16 protein-coding genes are annotated in these 20,595 nt (G+C 38.3%); 12 read left to right on the forward strand and 4 right to left on the reverse strand.

Annotated elements, in window-relative coordinates; genetic code table 11:
- Window positions 1–121: 121 nt before the first annotated feature.
- Window positions 122–1,609, forward strand: a complete 1,488-nt coding sequence (locus tag LC454_RS10190) for an MAC/perforin domain-containing protein (protein WP_223582037.1) — start codon at window positions 122–124, stop codon at window positions 1,607–1,609.
- A gap of 84 nt (window positions 1,610–1,693) precedes the next feature.
- On the opposite strand, the gene LC454_RS10195 is transcribed toward LC454_RS10190, so the two are convergent.
- Window positions 1,694–2,191, reverse strand: a complete 498-nt coding sequence (locus tag LC454_RS10195; protein WP_077438840.1) for a peptidylprolyl isomerase — start codon at window positions 2,189–2,191, stop codon at window positions 1,694–1,696.
- A 37-nt stretch (window positions 2,192–2,228) separates the two neighbouring features.
- Window positions 2,229–4,229 (reverse strand): thioredoxin domain-containing protein, encoded by a 2,001-nt coding sequence (locus LC454_RS10200; RefSeq protein ID WP_223582146.1) that lies wholly within the window; start codon window positions 4,227–4,229, stop codon window positions 2,229–2,231.
- A 235-nt stretch (window positions 4,230–4,464) separates the two neighbouring features.
- Between LC454_RS10200 and LC454_RS10205 the strand changes: the two genes are divergently transcribed.
- From LC454_RS10205 to LC454_RS10235, 7 genes are all read left to right on the forward strand, one after another.
- A complete protein-coding gene (locus tag LC454_RS10205; RefSeq protein ID WP_223582039.1) occupies window positions 4,465–5,079 on the forward strand; it encodes an RNA polymerase sigma factor in 615 nt (204 codons plus the stop codon).
- A 2-nt stretch (window positions 5,080–5,081) separates the two neighbouring features.
- Window positions 5,082–6,095 carry a FecR family protein gene (locus LC454_RS10210; RefSeq protein ID WP_223582041.1) on the forward strand — a complete coding sequence of 338 codons (1,014 nt, stop codon included), beginning with the start codon at window positions 5,082–5,084 and terminating at the stop codon, window positions 6,093–6,095.
- Between the two features lie 18 nt (window positions 6,096–6,113).
- On the forward strand, window positions 6,114–8,684 hold the full coding sequence (locus LC454_RS10215) for a TonB-dependent receptor (protein ID WP_223582043.1): 2,571 nt from the start codon (window positions 6,114–6,116) through the stop codon (window positions 8,682–8,684).
- Between the two features lies 1 nt (window position 8,685).
- Window positions 8,686–9,504, forward strand: coding sequence for a hypothetical protein (locus LC454_RS10220; protein WP_223582045.1), 819 nt, complete (start codon window positions 8,686–8,688; stop codon window positions 9,502–9,504).
- Between the two features lie 33 nt (window positions 9,505–9,537).
- A complete protein-coding gene (locus LC454_RS10225; RefSeq protein ID WP_223582047.1) occupies window positions 9,538–10,233 on the forward strand; it encodes a virulence factor in 696 nt (231 codons plus the stop codon).
- Between the two features lie 51 nt (window positions 10,234–10,284).
- Entirely contained in the window at window positions 10,285–12,804 is a 2,520-nt protein-coding gene (locus LC454_RS10230) for a DUF5686 and carboxypeptidase-like regulatory domain-containing protein (RefSeq protein ID WP_223582049.1), read from the forward strand.
- A gap of 82 nt (window positions 12,805–12,886) precedes the next feature.
- Entirely contained in the window at window positions 12,887–15,460 is a 2,574-nt protein-coding gene (locus LC454_RS10235; RefSeq protein WP_223582052.1) for a phosphatidylglycerol lysyltransferase domain-containing protein, read from the forward strand.
- Window positions 15,461–15,507: 47 nt separating this feature from the next.
- Here the strand turns inward: LC454_RS10235 and LC454_RS10240 are convergent, their stop codons facing one another.
- A complete protein-coding gene (locus LC454_RS10240; protein WP_223582054.1) occupies window positions 15,508–15,999 on the reverse strand; it encodes a SixA phosphatase family protein in 492 nt (163 codons plus the stop codon).
- A gap of 130 nt (window positions 16,000–16,129) precedes the next feature.
- Between LC454_RS10240 and LC454_RS10245 the strand changes: the two genes are divergently transcribed.
- From LC454_RS10245 to LC454_RS10255, 3 genes are read left to right on the forward strand one after another with little or no spacing between them, the layout of a single operon-like run.
- A complete protein-coding gene (locus tag LC454_RS10245; protein ID WP_223582055.1) occupies window positions 16,130–17,119 on the forward strand; it encodes a glycosyl transferase in 990 nt (329 codons plus the stop codon).
- Complete coding sequence (locus tag LC454_RS10250; RefSeq protein WP_223582056.1) at window positions 17,119–17,520, forward strand: sugar 3,4-ketoisomerase; 402 nt, start codon at window positions 17,119–17,121, stop codon at window positions 17,518–17,520. Before LC454_RS10245 ends, LC454_RS10250 begins: the two co-directional genes overlap by 1 nt.
- Before the next feature lie 7 nt (window positions 17,521–17,527).
- Window positions 17,528–18,574 (forward strand): DegT/DnrJ/EryC1/StrS family aminotransferase, encoded by a 1,047-nt coding sequence (locus LC454_RS10255; protein ID WP_262903058.1) that lies wholly within the window; start codon window positions 17,528–17,530, stop codon window positions 18,572–18,574.
- On the opposite strand, the gene LC454_RS10260 is transcribed toward LC454_RS10255, so the two are convergent.
- A complete protein-coding gene (locus LC454_RS10260; RefSeq protein ID WP_223582058.1) occupies window positions 18,537–19,508 on the reverse strand; it encodes a DUF6492 family protein in 972 nt (323 codons plus the stop codon). The genes LC454_RS10255 and LC454_RS10260 overlap by 38 nt on opposite strands.
- 137 nt (window positions 19,509–19,645) lie before the next feature.
- Between LC454_RS10260 and LC454_RS10265 the strand changes: the two genes are divergently transcribed.
- Window positions 19,646–20,533, forward strand: a complete 888-nt coding sequence (locus LC454_RS10265; RefSeq protein ID WP_223582059.1) for a hypothetical protein — start codon at window positions 19,646–19,648, stop codon at window positions 20,531–20,533.
- Window positions 20,534–20,595: the final 62 nt, after the last annotated feature.

Below are 20,595 nucleotides of genomic sequence, written 5' to 3' on the forward strand. Positions count from 1 at the left end.
ATTTTTTTTATTGATTAATGAGTTGTTTTTTTTGTTTTATATATGTTTTTGTGTTTTTTATTAAAAAAAAGCTTATTATAATTTTTAAAGATTTATATTTGCAAGTATATTATGTAAATTTATGAATAAAGTATTTTTTTTAGGCTGCTTGATAATTTCAAGTGTTCTATTTTCTTGTTCAAAGGACAATGAACATGAGCTAGCTGCCGAAGCAGCAAATAGTAAAGCTTTTAATGTTGGCTTGGAGAATGTTTCTGTTGCCTCCTTTGTTGGAGATGCAAAACATCGTATGTTGGGATTCAGTTACGATATTACTAAAGAATATTTGGATAGGAATTCCTATAGAAGAGTGGTTCTCGACGTGGAAAAAATGGCTGCAGAGAACACTAGTTCTGTTATAATTGACCCAGAAACGGGAGGACGAAACTATTATTATTATGGATATAATTCAAGTGATTACGTAAAAGATGTTACTAAGAAAACTAATGTCGGCCTTAATCTATTGCCGGGCTTTGAAACGGGGGCTAAAAATGCCTTTACTGGTAATATTTCCAATAATAGAGAACTTGAGACTAAGTATTCGTATTCCACGAAATATGCATTTGCCTCAGTGGATGTTTTGAAATATGTGAGTACATTAAGAATTGAAGAAACACCACAATTTATGTCTAGATATGTTACGGCCAAATTTATTACTGATTTGGAAACTTTAAGTGCAGATGCTTTTGTAGAGGCTTATGGTACACATGTTTTGACAGATATTACCTTGGGAGGTTTTTTAAAAGTTCTATATAAAAGTACTTCTACAGATCAAACTGATGCAACAAAGCGAACAAATGTAGTAAAAGCTGGGTTTAAAGCTGTTTTAGGTTCAATTGGTTTGGGAGCCGATGTCGATAACACCGTTATCACAAATGAAACTTTAACTTCTCAAAATATTAATAAAGAATTATTTATTAGTTATAAAGCAGGGGAAGGCGTTGATGTTTCTTTCAATGAAAATAAGGATGCCACTTATCCTCAAATAAACAAAGCTACTTGGGAAAGGTCTGTAAATACCGGGAATGCTGGGCTAGTTGATATAAATTGGTTGAAAACCTTTCCTATCTATGATTTTATTCCTGTTTCTCATTCTTATAAGAAACAACAGATTATAGATGCTGTTTATCGCTATATTGACAAAAATAAATTGGTGCCTCTAGAGTTGCAACCTGTATATCAATGGTACAATCCTGGAAATAAAATTTATGCTTATGGTACTAATGTCACTCAGGTGCATGGTTCACAGTTTGTAAACCAGGGTATTGCTTTTTGGGTGCCGAAGGATGCAAGTAGTACAACTGTTCCAGTTTATCAATGGTTTAATTCTGGAAATAAAATTTATGCATATGGTACCAATACCACTCAAGTGCATGGAAAACAATTTTCTAATCAAGGTCGCGCATTCTATGCTTATGGTACCTCCAATAGTGATCCAAATCTAGTTTCGATTTATCAATGGTATAATCCAGGTAATTATATTTATGCATATGGTGAAAATGCAACACAAGTGCACGGACCGCAGTTTATATTACATGGACCGGCATTTAAAGCATATAGCCGTTTTTAGAAAAGATTATATTCTGAAAAAATAATTATAAAAGAGAAAGGCGCTATCACAGATAGCGCCTTTCTCTTTTATAATTATTTTTATTTAGTGACCTTGCGTGCCATCTACACCATGAGAATGTCCGTGAGACAATTCCTCTTCAGTAGCAGGGCGTACAGTTAAGATTTCGATATCGAAATTCAACGTTTTACCAGCCATTGGGTGGTTTAAGTCTGCAATAACAATTTCTGGAGTTACTTCTGCAACTACAGCACGAAATTGGTTTCCTTGGTTATCTTGCAAAGGCAATACTTCACCAACTGGAGGTAAACCTGTTTCTTTGAACATATCTACTGGCAATTGCGCGAATGCTCTTTCGTCTTTTTCACCGTAAGCATCTTCTGGTGCCAATTCGAAAGAAATTTTGTCACCCACGTTTAAGTCAGCGATGTTTTCTTCAAATTTAGGCAACATCATACCTACACCATATAAGAAGTCTAAAGGTTGTTCTGCAGTTGTTTCTTCAACGAAAACTTTTTCACCGTTTTCTACTGTGTGAAGTCTGTACGTCAATGCTACGACGTCGTTTGCTTTTATAGCCATCTGATTTTGATTTTTGGGAGCCTGAGGCTACCGTTTATTAAATATAATTTATTAACGCTGTTATGGAATCTTGCGGAAGACTACATGTCTTATTTTTGCAAAGATATGCTTTTGTTTCCTTTCTGATTCTGTTCTCTAATAATGGAAGATTTTCTTCCATGCCGCCGAGCACAATTTTGTTGGGGATATAATGTTGATCCAGTTCCATGCGAAAAGCTAGTGCATCCTCGCCCGTCAACGCGATTTCATTGATCCCATATATCTCTTCTAGCAATAATATTGCCCAATTTGAATAGGCGGAACCATAAGTCTTGATTTGCGGAAATACATTGGCTAGTAATTGATCAGCTATTGCGGTATAATTTTCATTATCAAAAAGCAAACCTAAGCGCTTCAATTGACGAACCATTGTTGAGGAAGAGGAAGGGATCACATTGTCCATGATCTCACTTTTTCGAGCGATCAGTTCTTCGGCTTCGGCCGAAGTATAGTAAAATATTTTTTGCTCCATATCATAAAATAATGCAATAGCCCTGTCTGCCAATTGTCGGGCAATGGTCAACCATTTTAGGTCAAATGTAGCTTCATAGAGGGCTATAAAGGCCTCTATTGTAAATGCATAGTCATCTAAAAAACCTGCTATTGCACGATTTTCATCCTGTGGTTGATGCAATAAATAATTGTCATCTCGAATCAGCTCCGTACAAATAAACGCGGCATTATTTAGCGCGAGATCCAATAGATGCTTCGTGCCAAGGCTGCGGTAAGCGTCTATTAGTCCTTTCAATAAGAGGGCGTTCCAGGTAGTCAATTGTTTATGATCGAGTCCCGGTCGAACACGTTGCTCCCGGTAATCAAAAAGTTTTTGCTTCGTAATTTTTAAAAAATCTGCCCATTCGTCAGCTGACATATTGACCTTTGTCGCCAACTGGTCTGCATTAATGGCGCAAATGGGAACATTTGTACGCTCTTCTTCCCAGTTGCCACCTTCGGTGATATTAAAATATTGATTGAACAACGCAGCGTCTTCACCCAGAATTTCGTCGAATTCAGCTTTTGAAAAAGAGTAGTATTTCCCCTCGATTCCTTCACTATCGGCGTCCAATGCACTGTGAAAACCATGATTGGGTGCAAGCATTTCACGCTCAATCCAGACAGCCGTTTCTTCGATTATTCTTTTATAGAATGGATCCTTATTTTGTTGATAAGCTTCGGCATAAAGCGAAAGTAGCTGGCCGTTGTCATACAGCATTTTTTCAAAATGAGGGATATGCCAATAGTGGTCTACTGAATAGCGGGCAAAACCACCACCAATCTGATCATAGATTCCACCTGAACCAATTTTTTTCAGCGTAAAATGTACATGATCCAATGTAGCTTGATCGCCAGTGAGTACAGCATATTTTAAAAAGAAAGACCAGTTGTTGGGGAGTGGGAATTTAGGAGCTCTTGTATAACCGCCTTCTTTCTTATCGAAGGTTTCGCTCCAAGGGCCGATGATTTCTTCGAGATCTTTGGTTGTGTATTGTTCGGGAATGGGGTTGATGGGAAGTTTCTCTGCTCGTTGGATGCCACTGGTTAACTTATTGGCATAATCCAAAGCGACTTCAGGTTTCTCTTCCCACATTTGAGCAATTTGTAACAGGATATTCTGCCAATCGTGCGGTTTGAAATAGGTGCCGCCATAAATCGGACGGCCATCAGGTAGACAGATACAGTTCAAAGGCCACCCACCGGCATTGGTCATCAGTTGGACGGCGAGCATATAGACTTGATCAATATCTGGGCGTTCTTCTCGGTCGATTTTGATGGACACGAAAAATTTGTTCATGGTCTGAGCAATAGCCGAGTTTTCAAAGCTTTCCCGTTCCATCACATGACACCAATGGCAGGCCGAATAACCTATGCTAACAATGATAAGTTTATTTTCGTCTTTCGCCTTTTTTAAGGCTTCGGCTCCCCATGGCATCCAATCCACGGGATTGTGTGCATGCTGCTTAAGATAAGGGGAGTTTTCAAACTGCAGTTGATTCGCCATAAGACGAAGGTAGTGAAAATGGAGGAAAGATAATTGTTGTAGCATAGCTTTCTGTTTCTTCGTTTAAGAATAGATATTCAGAAAAAGAAATCTGATTGTTATTTAGCGTGTTGTCTTGGAGAATGCCTTGTTTTCGCAAGAGAAGAACTTTATTTTTTCATTTCAATAAGAACAGGTTAATTTGATGAATTTCATTACTTTTACATGCGATTATTATTAGCTTTAACGAAGTCCTATGTCAAACGACGTTGACCTGCTCAAAAAGATAGTTCATAAAGACAGAGATGCTTTTGAAACTATTTATAAAGCCCATTTCCGTAAATTGTATACATTGTCTTTTCGGTACGTGAGAGATGAAGCGATCGCCGAAGAGTTGACAAACGATGTGTTTATGATGTTATGGGAAAATGCGGGCAAGCTAGCTATTAATCTATCACTCGGAGCTTATCTATCACGCAGTGTCATCAATCTCTCCCTTACTCACCTCAAAAAGAATCAACGTCTGCTGGATCGAAATAATGATTATATCAAGGATCTGGATCTGACAGACGATGAAGATCAAGCCGATTTCGCTGCGCTATACGAATCTAAACTGCTGATGATCGAAAGTATACTGGAGAGTCTACCTCCTCAGTGTCGAAAAATTGTTCTGATGAGTAAGTATGATAAGATGAAGCAGCAGGAAATTGCCGATCAATTGGGGATTTCCATCAAAACCGTTAAAAATCATTTGACCATTGCCTATGATAAAATTCGGGTCGCATTGGCCAAACAAAGAACATACCTGTTGCTCTTAATTGGCTTTTTATTTTTTTCATTAGGACTTTTTGTTCAGTTTATTATCTTATAGATATGGAAGAAAACAATACTTCAAGATTTATTCCTTATGACCTGATCCAGAAAGAATTGGATGGGGTTATTTCCGCAGAGGAAAGGCTGTTGCTTGAACGTTGGCTTTCTGAGGATCTGGAGAATCGTAAGCTATACGATGAAGTCAGCATGATATCCAGTGACCTTATAGTGTTGGAGCAGTATAAAAAAGTGGATGCCAATAATCAATGGGAAAGATTTAAACAACAGTTGGATAAAAAGACCTCAGATAAAGAGGAACAGAAACTTACTCCTATAAAAACGATCTGGAAACCCTGGATGAAACTCGTTGCAGCGGCAGTGTTGTTATTGATTGGGTTTGCTAGCTACCTAAACTTCGACCGCTGGATGGGCTATGAGGTCAGATTATATGGGTCAGCTGCAGAGGAGCGTATTATATTGCCCGATAGTTCGGTCATGATACTACATGCTGGTGCTGAAGCTGTATTCAATAAGCGTACGTTCGACCAGAAACGTTTTGTAGAACTAAAAAAAGGAAAAGCATTTTTTGATGTGAAGCATGGGAGGACATCTCCCTTTGTGGTCGACCTGGCCAATAATTATGTACGCGATATAGGGACTGCCTTTGAAATCAATTTGATCGCCGAAGATGTAGAAGTCCTGGTGAAAGAGGGGGTTGTGGCCTTGAGTGGCGGAAAAGGACCTGCAGCAAAAGAACTGATTCTGCAAAAGAATGAAAAGGGATTTTTTAAACGTGAGACAGCATCTCTGTCAAAGATTGACCTTGGTCCTCCGGACAATAATCATAAAGTAGCGCAAAAACTCAGCTATTCCAATGAACGCTTAGATAATATCTGTTTGGATCTTGAAAAGCGCTTTCAATCGAATATCATTGTGGTCGGTGAGGAGCTGAAAGCACGGAAGCTGAGCATGTATTTCGATGGGCAATCGCTTAATGAAATTGTGCAGATTCTTTCCAAGACTTTAAATGTGAAATGGAAAGCAAGCAAAAAAGGGTATAGTATCTACGAATAGCGGCCAGGGATTATTGATATGAAGGGTATTGTTCTGTATCGTTTTCTCCTTTTTTTCGGGCTGTTTATTTTGACCGGTTCGAAATCACTTGGTCAAAATAATCTAGCTGATATCCAGGTCTCCATCGACACCCAAAATAAAGAGATTATTCAGATTTTGACAGAGATTCATCGAAACTATGGTCTGTCAATGTCGTACGATGAGCAGATTTTCAATAAAAATATCATCTATGGCAGAAATTTCAATAAGTCCAGTATGGAAGAAGTACTACATTATTTGCTGAGGGACTCTAGAATCGGTTTTACAATGATCAATCGGGCATTGATTTTCTATAAGGAAGATAAGGATTTTACCATTAAAGGACGTGTTGTTGATAGTTTAAGTGGGGAGAGTTTGATCGGTGCTACCTTAATGATCCCTGAGAAGAATAAAAGCAGCCTGAGCAATAAATATGGATTTTATTCACTTACGCTTCCGCAAGGAGATTACAGTTGTTTTGTTAGCTATTTGGGTTATAAGACCCGTGCTGTTCGATTGAATTCCCAACTGGAGGATGGCTACGTACTTATTAAGCTTGCACCTGCGGGTTTGAGCCTAAATGAAGTTGTAGTGGATATAGATTCTTCGTTGATGGTCCAATATACCGGCCATTTTACTGATAAAATTAACTGGCCTCGAGCGCGCAGAAATGCATTTTATAAAGGTGAGGCCGATATTATGAAGGTTTTGCAAATGCAAAATGGTATCAACGGATTGACGGAAGGAGGAAGTAATTTATTTGTTCGCGGGAGTGGTAAGGATCAGAATTTGATTCTTCTTGATGAGGCGGTGGTCTATAATCCTTCGCATTTATTTGGTTTAACCTCTGTTTTTAATTCAGATATCTTAAAAAATACGCAAGTGTATAAAGATGCACTTCCTGCAAATTTAGGTGGACGTCTTTCCTCCATTATGGATATGAGCACGAGGGATGGTGATGCCAATAATTTCCATGTTTTTGGTGGAGCCAGTTTGCTTGTTACACGACTGGGAGCAGAGGGACCCTTTATTAAAAAAGGTAAAGGTGCCTTTATTGCTACTGCACGGACCAGTCTATCCAATGTGTTGAATACGGATTACCGCTTGTTCAATGTAAAAGGTAACTATAGCGACTATAATATCAAATTGAACTATACACTTGACAATAGAAATCGTATCTATTTATCTGGGTATTATGGCCAGGACAAAGTTACCTCATCGAATAAAAATACAAATCGCTGGGGCAATTGGACCTCAACCTTACGTTGGAACCATGTGCATAGTTCGCGATTGTTTCTAAACCTCTCCGCGATATTCAGCGATTACCATAATAAATTGGATATCAGTAAACCGGAATCTCCGGATAATCAAATCTGGTTGACACGAATACGTGATCTCAGTCTGAAATCGGATTTCACCTATTTTATGGGTTTAGATCGCACCTTGGATTTTGGACTTCAGGGGACACTGCATCGTTTTAAACCAGGGGAGATATCTCCTATAAATAGCAATAACGAAGATAATATCTTTAGGGCACAGGCCTATGATTATGCAGGTTATATTTCTTTCAATTGGAAAGTAGATTCTGCATTTCGGGTTATCATTGGGACCAGGGTAAATGCTTTCTTTAATACGTCTTTTGGACGTTATTACCTTCTTGGTACTGGGCAATCAAAACCATTGGCAAATGATGCTGAAAAAAAGAAATCGTATTATGGTTTGGAGCCTCGCCTCTCGCTACAATATAAATTGGGCGCAGATTATGCATTACGATTGGGTTATAGTCGGAGCTATCAATACTTGCAACTCTTGCAAAATGATGAGCTCGCATTTTCCTCTTTGGAGGCATGGGTACCTGCGGGGCCAAATATAAAACCGCAGTATGCGGATGTATTTTCTTTTCGTGTCAATAGATTAATGTATAAAGGCAATATTGGGCTGGAGGGCTATTGGAAGAAAATGGGAAATCAGGTCGAATTGATTGACCATGCGCAACTCATTCTTAATCCTTTTATCGAAACGCAGTTGCGACAGGGAAATGGTCGGGCTTATGGATTGGAATTGTCCATCAACCAGCGCTTTGGAGATCTGTCGGTTAGTATGCTCTATAGTTGGTCTAGGTCTTTTCGAAAGATAAATGGGATCAACAAAGGGAAGGAATATGTAGCTAACTTTGATATCCCTCACGTGCTTAAGAGTAATTTGTCTTATGACTTGGGACGCAGTGTTCATTTTAGTGCTTTCTATACAATTCATACAGGAAGACCTTTAACTTATCCAATTGGATTTATGGAATACGAGGGGATCTACGTACCAGTTTATTCCAGCCGTAATTCTCAGCGTATGCCCACTTTTAGTCGATTGGATCTGAATTGCTCAGTAGATCTGGAAACTAGTCAACAGCGGCAACGGGGTACACGGCATACATTGAATTTTGGCTTATACAATGTTCTTAATCAGCGGAATCCGCTTTATTATAGTTTTTCGGAAGATAGTAATGGAAACTTAGCTATCAAAAAAAACTCGTTCTCTGGACGGGTACCATCAATCAGTTACGCAATGAGGTTTTAATATGAGAATATTTTTGATTTTTATCGCTTGTTGCCTGCTACTTTCTTGCAAGAAATCAGAGGTGGATACAGGACAGTCCTATGATATGATCGTCGAAGGTGGGATCAATACGATGTATAAAGAACAGTATATTCAATTGAAAAAATTAGATGGATTGCATTCAAATGGGATGACTGTCGGGGTTACTGGTGCTACTGTCCAGATCGCTAACGGACCAAATACGATCGAATTCGAAGAATTGGGAGAAGGTCTCTATATGGGTAAGCTATTTAATCTGAAGGATACTGTCGGAAATATCTTCCAGTTACGGATAACATTGAACGGTAAAGTGTATGAAGCACAGGACCAATTGGTGCCAACTGTCCCTATTGAAAAGGCGTTTTTGCCAGTTGAAAAGAGAGGCATAAATAACAGTTGGGATGTTAAAGTCAGCAAACATCTATTTGGTATGAAAACTTCCAATAAATGGTTGATTATACCCCAGAAGGATTTTTCAAATGAAGATATCTCTACCTTCCGGTTACCGTTTAGTTATAGCTATCGCTTAGGAGCCCCTAATGTACTCAATACATTGCTTGGACGTACCTATAATTACGAGATGTCAAAAAAGGATAGTCTGATGGTGTTTAAGCTTTCTGTGTCACCACGCTATGCACGATTCCTTTACAACCTCTTTCAGGAGACGGAATGGAAGGGCCTATTGTCTGCGGTTCCTGCAAATGTGGAAGGAAATGTTTCGGGTAATACGCTTGGCTTTTTCTATGTTATGGACGGAGTCTATAAGACGATCCCGATAAAAGATATTAGAAACAGCAAATAATTTTATATATACCCAATTTATCATTTTACAACAATGAAAACTGAACAATTTAGAGCGGTCAGGCTACTTATGCTTTTGTTTTTCTGCTTATGTTTGAGTGGATTTATCCAGGCAGGCAATCTTCCAAACTATGTAATACCACTTAAGGATAACACGAATAAACAGAAAACCATGCTGGTATTTATCACAGGAGATGGTGGCTATAATGATTTTAGCAAGAGTTTACTTGCTTATTTTACACAGGAGGGATATCCCCGGCTGGTGATTGATGCTAAAAAATATTTTTGGAAGAAGAAAGATCCACAGGAAGCGGGGCGGGATTTTGAACGGTATATTGATCATTTCAAAAAGGAATGGAATTGCGATCAGATCTACATTATCGGTCATTCATTTTCAGCGGGTGTGTTACCTTTTGTCCTCAGTAATTTTTCAGATCCTTTAAAAAAAACGATCAGACATGTGACTTTTTTATCACCGGATCAGTATGCGAGTTTTGAGGTAACAATTTCGACCATGCTCAACTGGAAGCAGAAAGCAAATGGCTATGATGTGCTCGCTGAAATTATGAAACTAAAGCAATTTCCGGCTACTTATGTGTTTTGCCGTGAAGGAGAGGAAGATCTTGTGAAAATGTATCGAAACGTGGGACTAAAAGTCGATGTATTGGCCGGACCACATAACTACAATCGCGATTTTAAAACAATATACAATACCATTCGATTAAGATAATATTCTTATTAGGACTTTTTTAGATAAACCTTGTCATCTTACTGAATTTAGATGCAAGGTTTTTTTATGCGATATCGTTTTTTATTGATTTTAGTGTTCTTTACTTCTCGAATATTTGGACAAGGAGCTTCACTGACAGGTATTGTCCTGGACGCTACAACCGAAAAACCAATCCAAGGTGTAACAGTAAAGCTTTCCAATACCACAAAATCTGTTGGTACAAACAAAGAGGGACAGTTTTCATTGCCTTCTATGCCTGATAACTGTACGTTGATATTCAGTGCTGTCGGTTACAAAAAGCAGCTATTCCCGATGAGTGTTGCACAAGGAAAAAAAGTACTTATTATCCGATTGGAAGATGAGCAGCAAAGCTTGGATGAGGTTGTCGTACTTGCACCCAAGAGAAAAAAATACTCAAATAAACATAATCCAACGGTGGATTTGATCCGTAAAGTGATCGAAAGGCGCGATGAAAATAATGCCTTGAATGCAACTGTTGGCAACTACCGAGAATACGAGAAGCTTTCCATGTCGCTAGCTATCCAGAATCAAAAAGTAGATAAATCCCGTTTATTGAAACGTTTTGGTTTTTTAAAACAGGGTATGGATACTTTGAAATATCCTGGTAGATCATTGGTGCCGATATTTATGGACGAAAAAATCGGACAGCGCCAATTGGATAAGGCCAAGGGAAATACGTTTGTATTATTGGGGGAGAACCAATCACGTGTAGACCAATATCTGGATGAAGATGGTATTGATGAATACCTGGATAAGATCTACGGCGAAACAAATATCTATGATACGGATGTGTCGATAGGAAATAGACGCTTTTTAAGCCCCATCGCCACACTGGGGCCGTCCTTTTATAAATATTATCTGGTGGATACTTTAAAAGAGAAAAAACCATGGCACGTTAAAATTAGGGTGGAGCCACGAAATAAGGAAGATGCGTTGTTTTCGGGATATATCTATATTCGGTTGGACGGTACCTATGCCTTGGACCAGGCTGAACTGTCGATCAATGAAGCAACAAATATCAATTGGGTGCGGGGCTTGAATATTGAGTTAAATTATTCTGAAGATAAAGCGCACCGTTTTTTTCTCAGTAGAGGAGTGCTTCGGATAGATTTGGGAATTTTTAAGGATGGTATGGGATTGTTTGGTGAGAAAGTAACCAATCGTTCTGTGCTGGATTCTCTACAACTAGCATTGAATGTAAAGGGCGTAACCGGTCGGGGGGCTGAGAACCCCAATGCGATCAATTGGGAACAGACAAGACCTGAAAAGCTAAGTAAACTGGAACAGCAGGCTTTTACCAATATTGACAGTTTAAAACAATCAAAGTCTTTTAAAAATCTGATGGCTTTAGGATCTTTTATCATGTCGGGCTACTATGGTCGTGGTGTGATTGAGATTGGATCTGTTCCATCATTTTACAGTTTTAATCCAATAGAGGGAAGCCGGTTTAAGTTTGGGGGCAATACAACTGATGCATTTAGTAAAACCTTGCTATTGGAAGGGTATGCAGCATACGGTACCAGAGATAGGCAATGGAAATATAATCTGGGAGCAACCTATTCTTTTAATAAGCAATCCGTATATAAGTTTCCGGTCAAACTGCTCAGTGTAAAAGTGAATAAAGAAGTTCAGGTACCGGGACAGGATCTTAATTTTATTGACAATGATAATTTTCTACTTTCTTTTAGACGGGGCGAAAATGATAAGATGTTTTATCTGCAACGGAGACAGGTGGAATACTCTCAGGAATTTGAAAACCATCTTTCGTTTAAACTGGGTTTCTTCAATCAGATTTTAAGTCCTGCAGGGATTCTCGAATTTGACCATAGGGCGTTCAGAACAAGTCGTGACAACGAGTTGTGGGCCTCAGCTTTTACGGGGGAGCTACGTTGGGCTCCTGCGGAAAAACTCTATCAGGGAAAACGCTATAGACGTATTATTAATACAGGAAAACCTGTTTTTACATTGGCGGCACAGATTGGGGTGAAGGGCGTTTTGGGCGGAGATTATAATTATCAGCGTTTCATCTTTAACGCGAATAAGCGATTCTATGCATCACAATTTGGTTTTACAGATGCTGTGTTCGAGTCTGGGGTGCAGTTTGGCAAGGTTCCCTATCCGCTCATGATTATCCATCGTGCAAACCAGACCTATTCCTATAAGTTGAACTCGTATAATTTGATGAATTCCATGGAATTTATGAGTGATAAATATACATCGCTGTTGTTACAGCATTCTTTCAACGGTTTTTTTCTGAATAAGATTCCACTCCTTAAGAAGTTGGACCTTCGTGAAATCGCTTCAGTAAAAGTGCTTTATGGCAGAGTGGATGCATCCAATCGCTATACCAAAAACTTTGATACAACTCCTAAGCATCCCAGCGAACCGCAGTTGTTTTCGCTCAATCGTGGGGCTTATGTGGAAGGTAGCGTGGGGCTGAGTAATATCTTCAAGATCCTGCGTGTAGATCTGGTTCGTCGTTTTACCTATCTGGACAATCCGGGTGTATCGCCCTGGGGTGTACGGGCGAAAATTGGTGTCGATTTTTAAATAGAAAAAAAGTATTGGGACTATTTACAAGAAATGGTGTCATTACATAAATAGCAGTAAGAAACAACAGTAGAGCAGTAGCATGATGAAGAACAAAATGTTGATCTGGAAATCCTTTCTGGGACTATTAATGATCTTTGGAGTCTTATACTTTTTTGCCAATCAACGGCAGGAACTTGCCTCTTCTTTACAGCTTATCCAATCGAGTTCCCTATTTTGGATCGCAGTAGGTATTGTGATTTCTTTAGCCTATATCGCTATGCAGGGGTTGGTTTACGTCTATAGTTTCAAATCTTTGCGACAAAAACTTTCACTTGGTGGGGCTACTCGCTTGTTTCTGAAAAGAAACTTTATTAGTGTATTCTTACCTGCAGGTGGATTTACTTCCTTAGCATTTTTCAAGAGGGAGGTTAATCAAGAAGGGATCTCTGATTCGAGTTCCAATCTTGCCTCAGTGATTTATGCAGTTATTAGCTTGGTTTCTCTCTTTATACTTTGCCTCGTAGTTTTTCTTTTTATAGGAATCGCTGGGCTCAACTTGCAATTGGTTGGGATAATGCTCGCTTTTACGGTCTTGTTGATTGCCTTTGGATGGTATTGCCATTCATTTTATCAGCAGGGGAAAGCATATCATTTAACGGTGCACTATTTTCCTTCGGTAGCGACAATCTGGGAAGAACTCAAGGAAAATGGTGTAGACTTTAAAGCTGTGTTTCAAAGTTTACTCTGGGCAACAGCGATTGAATTTGTGGGTATCTTGCATATATACATTGCTATGCTTGCGCTCGGTTTTGACATTTCCTTGTTAGCTTGTACTGTGACCTATGCTGTGGGAACATTGGTTTATTGTTTTTCTCCACTGATGAAGGGTGTAGGGCTAATTGAAGTTTCCATGGTCGTAGTTTTGTGTAGCTTTGGCTACACCGAAGAGCAGGCTATTTCAATCTCATTGTTATACCGTTTATTTGAGTTTTGGGGACCATTGGCATTGGGTGGAATGAGCTTCTTCGTTAATAAAAACAATATTTTCGTACGGATACTTCCTTCGGTTTTTATCTTCGCGATGGGTATCATCAATATTATTTCAGTGTTGACACCCGCAATTCATAGCCGGATTGCTGTGCTCAAACAGTTTATATCCTATGATGCGCTCAACTTTTCCAATGCTGCAGTGCTATTTTTTGGCATTTTGCTGGTTATGTGTTCCGGATTTTTACTGAAAGGTCTACGTACGGCCTGGTACGCTGCGGTTGCATTGTGTTCACTTTCCATTGTTGCTAATCTATCCAAAGGACTTGATTTTGAAGAAGCTTGGTTTGCCTTTCTGGTATTGCTGATGTTGCTTTATTCATTGCGACATTATTTTGTACAGAGCAACCGTAGGCTGACGATACTTAATCTAGGTTTGGTTTTATGGCCTATTGGCGTTGTGTTGCTCTATGGGATCATCGGATTTTACTTCCTTAACGCTAGGCATTTCAATATGGATTTTACGATCGTAAATGCGGTAGCTAGTACATTACACAGTTTTGTGCTATTGAATGGAGATGTAGCTGAACCGCAGTCTGCTATTGGGCAATATTTTTTGTATTCCATTAACTTTTTCAGTGTGGTTAGTCTTTCCGCATTATTTTATTGGCTGGTCAATCCCTGTCAGGCAGCTGTAGTGGAGGTGGAAGGAAAAATAGAACTTGCTCAAAAGTTGCTTGAACGTTATGGTAAATCTCCCGTAGACTATTTTAAGACCTATGGTGACAAAGAGATTTTTCTGAATGATGATGAAACTGGGTTTATAGCCTACAAAAAATGTTATGGTTTTGCCATTGTTCTGGAGGGACCAGTCTGTGAGGATAGAGAGTCTGTGATAAAAGAACTAATTAATTCCTTTGAGAGGTACTGTCGTCGATCGAGTTTAAAAACAGCCTACTATCGTGTCGATGGGAAATACTTAGGAATTTTCAAACAGCTGGGGAAGAAATCATTTTTAATCGGCGAGGAAGCTATTGTAAATGTAGACAGCTTTTCATTGGAAGGCAAGAAACGAAAGTCATTGCGGAATGCGGTAAATAGTATTGAAAAGAAGGGATTTGTATCCAATTTATATCGCGCTCCTTTGTCAAATGGCTTACTTCAGAAATTGCAGATTGTTTCAGACCATTGGCTGAGGGATATGAAACGTTCGGAGCGCGTTTTTTCACAGGGGATGTTTGATCTGGGAAAGATTAAAAATAGCCACGTAATTACATTGGAAGACAACGAAGGTCGGATTTTGGCATTTCTGAATATCATTCCCAACTATGCTCCTGATGAAGCGACTTATGATCTGATACGCAAATTGCAAGATGCCCCCGGAGGGAATATGGATGTGTTAATTATCCGTTTTTTGGAGTATTGTAAAGAAGAAGGCTATTCTTATTTGAATATGGGGTTGGCTCCTTTTTCGGGATTCGACAAGAAGAAAGGGCTTGTAGAACGTCTTATCAACTTCCTCTATGAGAATAATACGTACTTCCGTCAACCCAAAGGCCTGAAGGAATTTAAGGAAAAATTCGATCCCTGTTGGGTGGAAAAGTTTGTGGTTTACTCACATGATCTGGATTTGATAACAGTGCCTTTAGTGATTGATAAGGCTATGAAATCAACTGCCGTGAAGTGATAAGACGATCAATTGTCAGTAGACAAATTTGTTCTTTGAATAGAATTTTAATCAATGATCTGTACAAGATCTGCGCAATTGCCACTGAGCATTTGAAAGGTAAAACTAGTATCGAGTTTAATCTCCGCAAATGATGAAGTACGGAGGTAGGCTGACTTTCTGGTTAGAAATTCAACCAGGTCGGTCAATGTGGGATTGTGGCCAAAGAGTAAGACATGATCAATATGATCTGGGATGGTATTGATGACCGAAAGTAAGTGTTTGTAGGTGCATTCATAAATGGATTCTTCAATTTGAATATCAAAAGAAGGAGATCCCATTACATCCAAAAAAACGCGGGTAGTCTGTAAGGCTCTATTGGCAGGAGAACTGATAACGACACTATTTTCGTTGAGTGTCAGTTTAGCTGCCAGCTTCTCCGCGACCTGTTTTGCATGTTGTATGCCTTCGGATGTCAATGCACGATCAAAGTCGTTTATTCCGGGAATAGTTTCGGCTTTGGCGTGTCGGATGATATAAAGTTTTTTAATGTTGTCCATGATTAAAATTTTTGATTCTATACTATTAACGCTTTTGTTCAGCATTTCATTGTGTTTGTAACAAGAGACAGCATGTGTTGCATATGAATACAAATAATAATAAATGAAGTTTTGAAAAAGTACATAATATATGAATAATTTTTGCACCTTATTTAATTCCTTGTATCTGTCAAGGGGACTGGCCATGTACCGTTCGCTTGAAAAGTGCGCGCGGGACTTTCATCTGTATATTTTTGCATTTGATGATGAATGTTATGATACGCTGAGAAGATTGCAACTCGCCAAAGCAACTATTATTTCCTTATCAGATTTTGAAGACGAGCAATTATTGGCTATAAAACCTACTCGTACAGCAGGCGAATATTGCTGGACCTGTACGCCTTCAATTATTTTATATAGCATTCGAAAGTTTGGTTTATCCAACTGTACTTATTTAGATGCCGATTTATTTTTCTATGCTGATCCTACTGTTTTAATAGAGGAGGCTAAAGGTGCGTCTGTAATTATCACACCACACCGATATACGCCAATGTATGAGGATAGTGAATCGGGTGGAACCTACTGTGTTCAGTTTGTCTACTTTAAAAATTCACCTGAAGGTATGGCAGTCCTGGAATGGTGGCGTGTAGCTTGTATAGAATGGTGTTATAATCGCAGAGAGCCTGGCCGTTTTGGCGATCAAAAATATCTGGATGTATGGACGACAATGTTTACAGGAGTACATGTCCTGGAGCATTTGGGCGGCGGTGTGGCCCCTTGGAATGTTCAACAATATGATTTCGACCGTAAAATAGGTCAGATTTGGGGTAAAGAACTAGCTAGTCAACAATTATTTCCAGTTATATTTTATCATTTTCATGCACTTAAATATGCAGAAAAGAATTCTTTTACTCTCGCTGGCGGCAATTTGATCAGTGATAATGATATTGAATTTTTGTATAAACCATATATAGGAGCATTAAAAAATTCTGGGCTTGAAATTGGTTCGATATCATGTTCTCTTAAATTTCATGAAACCCATGAAATTCCCCGCATTAGAAAATCATTACGCCGTATGTTTAATTTATATATACTTGGCAAATTTAGAGAATACTATCATCAATCCTATTTCTTAAGATAATGGCTTACCAAATTGACTTAAAAACATTCACCGATGATCGTGGACATCTAACGGTGATCGAAAAAGTAATTCCTTTTGATGTAAGGCGAATATTCTACATCTATGGTGTAGATAGTTCTACACGTGGAGGGCATCGGCACCATCAAACAGTTCAAGCAGCAATTTGCTTGAAAGGAAGTTGTGCTATTTATAACCAGGACGGAATTAATGAGCGCGTTTTTGAATTGAATTCACCAGATCAATGCCTGATTTTGGAACCCAAAGACTGGCATCAGATGTTTGACTTTTCGGAAGATGCGATCCTGATGGTGCTTGCCTCCGAATATTTTGATTTAACAGATTATATTTACGAACCTTATTTTATACATGATCGCTTACGAGAGCTTACAGCAAGTCAATAAGGAATTTATGAATAAATATACTGAGGTGTTCCAAGAGGTATTACATGGAGGCTGGTATATTTTGGGAAAAGAGGTTGCGCAGTTCGAACAATCATTTGCGAGCTATTGCGGTGTTGAACACTGTATTGGAGTAGCATCAGGGTTGGACGCGCTGGTTTTGTCGTTACGTTATTTTGGTTTTAAGCCGGGAGACGAAGTGATTGTTCCGGCAAATACCTATATCGCATCGATACTCGCGATTATGCAGGTTGGCCTAAAACCAGTTTTGGTAGAACCCGATGTAACGACTTACAACATTGATCCAGAAAAAATTGAATCTGCTATTACAGTACGTACGAGAGCGATTCTTGTCGTACATCTTTATGGAAAGATGTGTGACATGGATCCCATTTTACTGCTTGCGGAACAATATGATTTAAAAGTTGTTGAGGATTGTGCGCAAGCGCATGGGGCTATTTACAAAGGACAAAAGGCCGGCTCATTTGGCGATTTTGGTGCATTCAGCTTTTATCCAACAAAGAATTTAGGGGCCTTGGGGGATGCGGGAGCTATCACCTGTAAAGATCATGAACTAAATAAATCTATTCGTACATTACGGAATTATGGTTCTTCAGCTAAATATGTATTTGATGAAGTGGGCTACAACTCTCGGCTTGATGAGCTTCAAGCAGCTTTCTTATCTGTAAAATTGAAGTATTTGGATAAGATTACGGCACATAAACAGAAATTAGCCGCAATTTATCGACGAGAACTAAAATCTGATTTTATTCTTCCAGGCGTACAATCTGGTTTTGAGGATGTTTACCATATTTTCGCTATACGCCATGCTGAGCGAGATCGGCTAAAAAAGTATTTACTAAATAACAACATTGGAACAGAAATTCATTATCCAATAGCTCCAAACCAACAGAAAGCTATGAACGGGATTTTATCCGGAGCAAGTTATCCAGTCTCTGAAGAAATTCATCGAACAATACTTAGTCTTCCTATTTCCTATGGCCATACAGAAGAGGATATTAATAGGGTGGTTGAGGTAATGAATAAGTTTTCCTAAAGTTTTTTATGATTAATTTATTCAGGGATCTTATCAATGGAATTTTTTCCAAGAAAAAAAATAAGGCGACACGTCTTTTGTTGGCTTTAATCTGTTTAGGATTAATATCTTGCCATATTTCGAATGTCGCATAATGTAAACCTAAGACCTCTAAAAAATCGAGGTCTTTTGTATTTGGTAGAGTACCTAAAATCATGCTGCCATTTCTAGTTGTATTTAATAATTCCGAAGGCGAGGTCCGTAAGCGAAAATCGTCGGGGTAGGTTGAATTAAGAAAATTACCGTATGTTTCATATTCCGAGAATCCCGAAAGTGCCATGTCTTTTGTGGCTATATTTTCAAGGACATAATACGGCCATACCTGATCTCCTGCTTTTTTGCTGATCTCAAGTAACATGTTTTGCATCAGCTTTGTTTGAACCATAAAATGTTCAGATATAAACGAGTAGTTGACTGTTTTTTTCAGGCCAAGAATATGTTCCAATGTTTCAAAATATGGATTGTGATTTTCTTCACTTTTGTGGATAAGTGCCCTTTCTTCTTTATCAAAGAAATCAATTGGTTTTAATGGGATGGTGTCTGCATCCCATATCAGATAATAGTCACTTTGGATAATTTTGGAAATTTCCATTTTTAAGAACTGCTGGAAGTACCATCCGGCTCGATCTCCGTTATTTATTCTTTGTTTTAGAAAGTCAGCTACGGATTGAAAATTGAATTGGTCAAATAATTCATTTTCGTTAACAAGAACAAATTCTGTCCTTTGATTAAGTGACTTAAATTCTTCAAAATGAGAGTTATGTGTGATTACATAAATACGTTTCGAGTGAAAAAAACGACTAATTTGACTGATTGCGACTTTTGCGATTTCGAGGTGTTGTGGGCCCACACAGACAACAAGATCATATCGTTTTTTTTCTTTTTTTAAATCCATGCTAACAAATATAGGTCTTAATGTAATAAAATGCTAAATGTTGATTAATTTCAGACCAATTTGTGTTATTTTTTTCTGTATAGTATTTTTTTATTAATTTTATTTATATTTGAATGTTTTTAATAATTATAAAAAAAATGAAAAGTATTTTTAAGGTAAATGTATTGATCTACGCTTTATTTATTGTGGTAACGGTTATTTCTTGTAGTAAGGAAGATGCGAAAAATGAACAAGAATCATTGATAGAGACGTCAAAAAAGAATGTTGAGGGATACGATGTTTCAACTCTAAGAACATTTTATGGAAAATTGAAGAACGTAAGTACAGATAGTGTGCTATATAATGAAAAAAGTGATAATTTTTCCATTATGGGCCGCAATCTAAAAAAAAGTAGGACTGAGTTGACATCAGTCTACCAGCAATCTCTTTCCGTTACCGTAGGATGTAAACCTTTTTATGTTCCACAATCTCCTGGCTATTGTGGTTATCCTGCAAAATGGTACAGCGATTTTGTCGAAAAGAAGATGCAGCCATATGAAATCATTGATCTTGAATATTATAAGAATTCGATATTCTCTGGTGAGGTGTCTTTTCCATTTGAGAAATCAAGCCCGAATGGACGATTCTCTCTTATTGGACAAGCTGATGGAAATCTATATATCAAGGATAATAGTAACGGGAAGGTGTTATGGGATGCGGGATCTTATAAAAAATATGGAACATCAGCAGCTTACAAGATGGCTTATCATACAGATGGAAATTTAGTTATATACGGGAAGCCTTGGGGTAGTAATGTTTATGATGCGGTTTTTACTACTCCTAATCTATATGTGCCAAATACAGATTTTTATCGTCCTGCTATTGCTTCTAATACATTCTATGTATTGCAGGATGATGGAAATTTTGTTCTATATTTTATTATCAGTAGTCAGATGACAGCGGAAAGGGTTTATGCCGTACAACCAATTGCTGAGACCAGGACTTGGGGAGGGAGAATTTCGAATCAGTGGAATCAGATCAAATAATTTTTCAGATATGTCCTATAATAGATTGAAATATCTATTATAGGACATTCTCCTTTCATAAT

This window comes from Sphingobacterium sp. GVS05A, assembly GCF_019969845.1.
GTDB lineage: Bacteria > Bacteroidota > Bacteroidia > Sphingobacteriales > Sphingobacteriaceae > Sphingobacterium.

Excerpts from the sequence above, each read along its gene's own strand:
- LC454_RS10190 (WP_223582037.1), top strand. The coding sequence starts at position 122 with ATGAATAAAGTATTTTTTTTAGGCTGCTTGATAATTTCAAGTGTTCTA.
- LC454_RS10195 (WP_077438840.1), bottom strand. The coding sequence starts at position 2,191 with ATGGCTATAAAAGCAAACGACGTCGTAGCATTGACGTACAGACTTCAC.
- LC454_RS10200 (WP_223582146.1), bottom strand. The coding sequence starts at position 4,229 with ATGGCGAATCAACTGCAGTTTGAAAACTCCCCTTATCTTAAGCAGCAT.
- LC454_RS10205 (WP_223582039.1), top strand. The coding sequence starts at position 4,465 with ATGTCAAACGACGTTGACCTGCTCAAAAAGATAGTTCATAAAGACAGA.
- LC454_RS10210 (WP_223582041.1), top strand. The coding sequence starts at position 5,082 with ATGGAAGAAAACAATACTTCAAGATTTATTCCTTATGACCTGATCCAG.
- LC454_RS10215 (WP_223582043.1), top strand. The coding sequence starts at position 6,114 with ATGAAGGGTATTGTTCTGTATCGTTTTCTCCTTTTTTTCGGGCTGTTT.
- LC454_RS10220 (WP_223582045.1), top strand. The coding sequence starts at position 8,686 with ATGAGAATATTTTTGATTTTTATCGCTTGTTGCCTGCTACTTTCTTGC.
- LC454_RS10225 (WP_223582047.1), top strand. The coding sequence starts at position 9,538 with ATGAAAACTGAACAATTTAGAGCGGTCAGGCTACTTATGCTTTTGTTT.
- LC454_RS10230 (WP_223582049.1), top strand. The coding sequence starts at position 10,285 with ATGCAAGGTTTTTTTATGCGATATCGTTTTTTATTGATTTTAGTGTTC.
- LC454_RS10235 (WP_223582052.1), top strand. The coding sequence starts at position 12,887 with ATGATGAAGAACAAAATGTTGATCTGGAAATCCTTTCTGGGACTATTA.
- LC454_RS10240 (WP_223582054.1), bottom strand. The coding sequence starts at position 15,999 with ATGGACAACATTAAAAAACTTTATATCATCCGACACGCCAAAGCCGAA.
- LC454_RS10245 (WP_223582055.1), top strand. The coding sequence starts at position 16,130 with ATGAATAATTTTTGCACCTTATTTAATTCCTTGTATCTGTCAAGGGGA.
- LC454_RS10250 (WP_223582056.1), top strand. The coding sequence starts at position 17,119 with ATGGCTTACCAAATTGACTTAAAAACATTCACCGATGATCGTGGACAT.
- LC454_RS10255 (WP_262903058.1), top strand. The coding sequence starts at position 17,528 with ATGAATAAATATACTGAGGTGTTCCAAGAGGTATTACATGGAGGCTGG.
- LC454_RS10260 (WP_223582058.1), bottom strand. The coding sequence starts at position 19,508 with ATGGATTTAAAAAAAGAAAAAAAACGATATGATCTTGTTGTCTGTGTG.
- LC454_RS10265 (WP_223582059.1), top strand. The coding sequence starts at position 19,646 with ATGAAAAGTATTTTTAAGGTAAATGTATTGATCTACGCTTTATTTATT.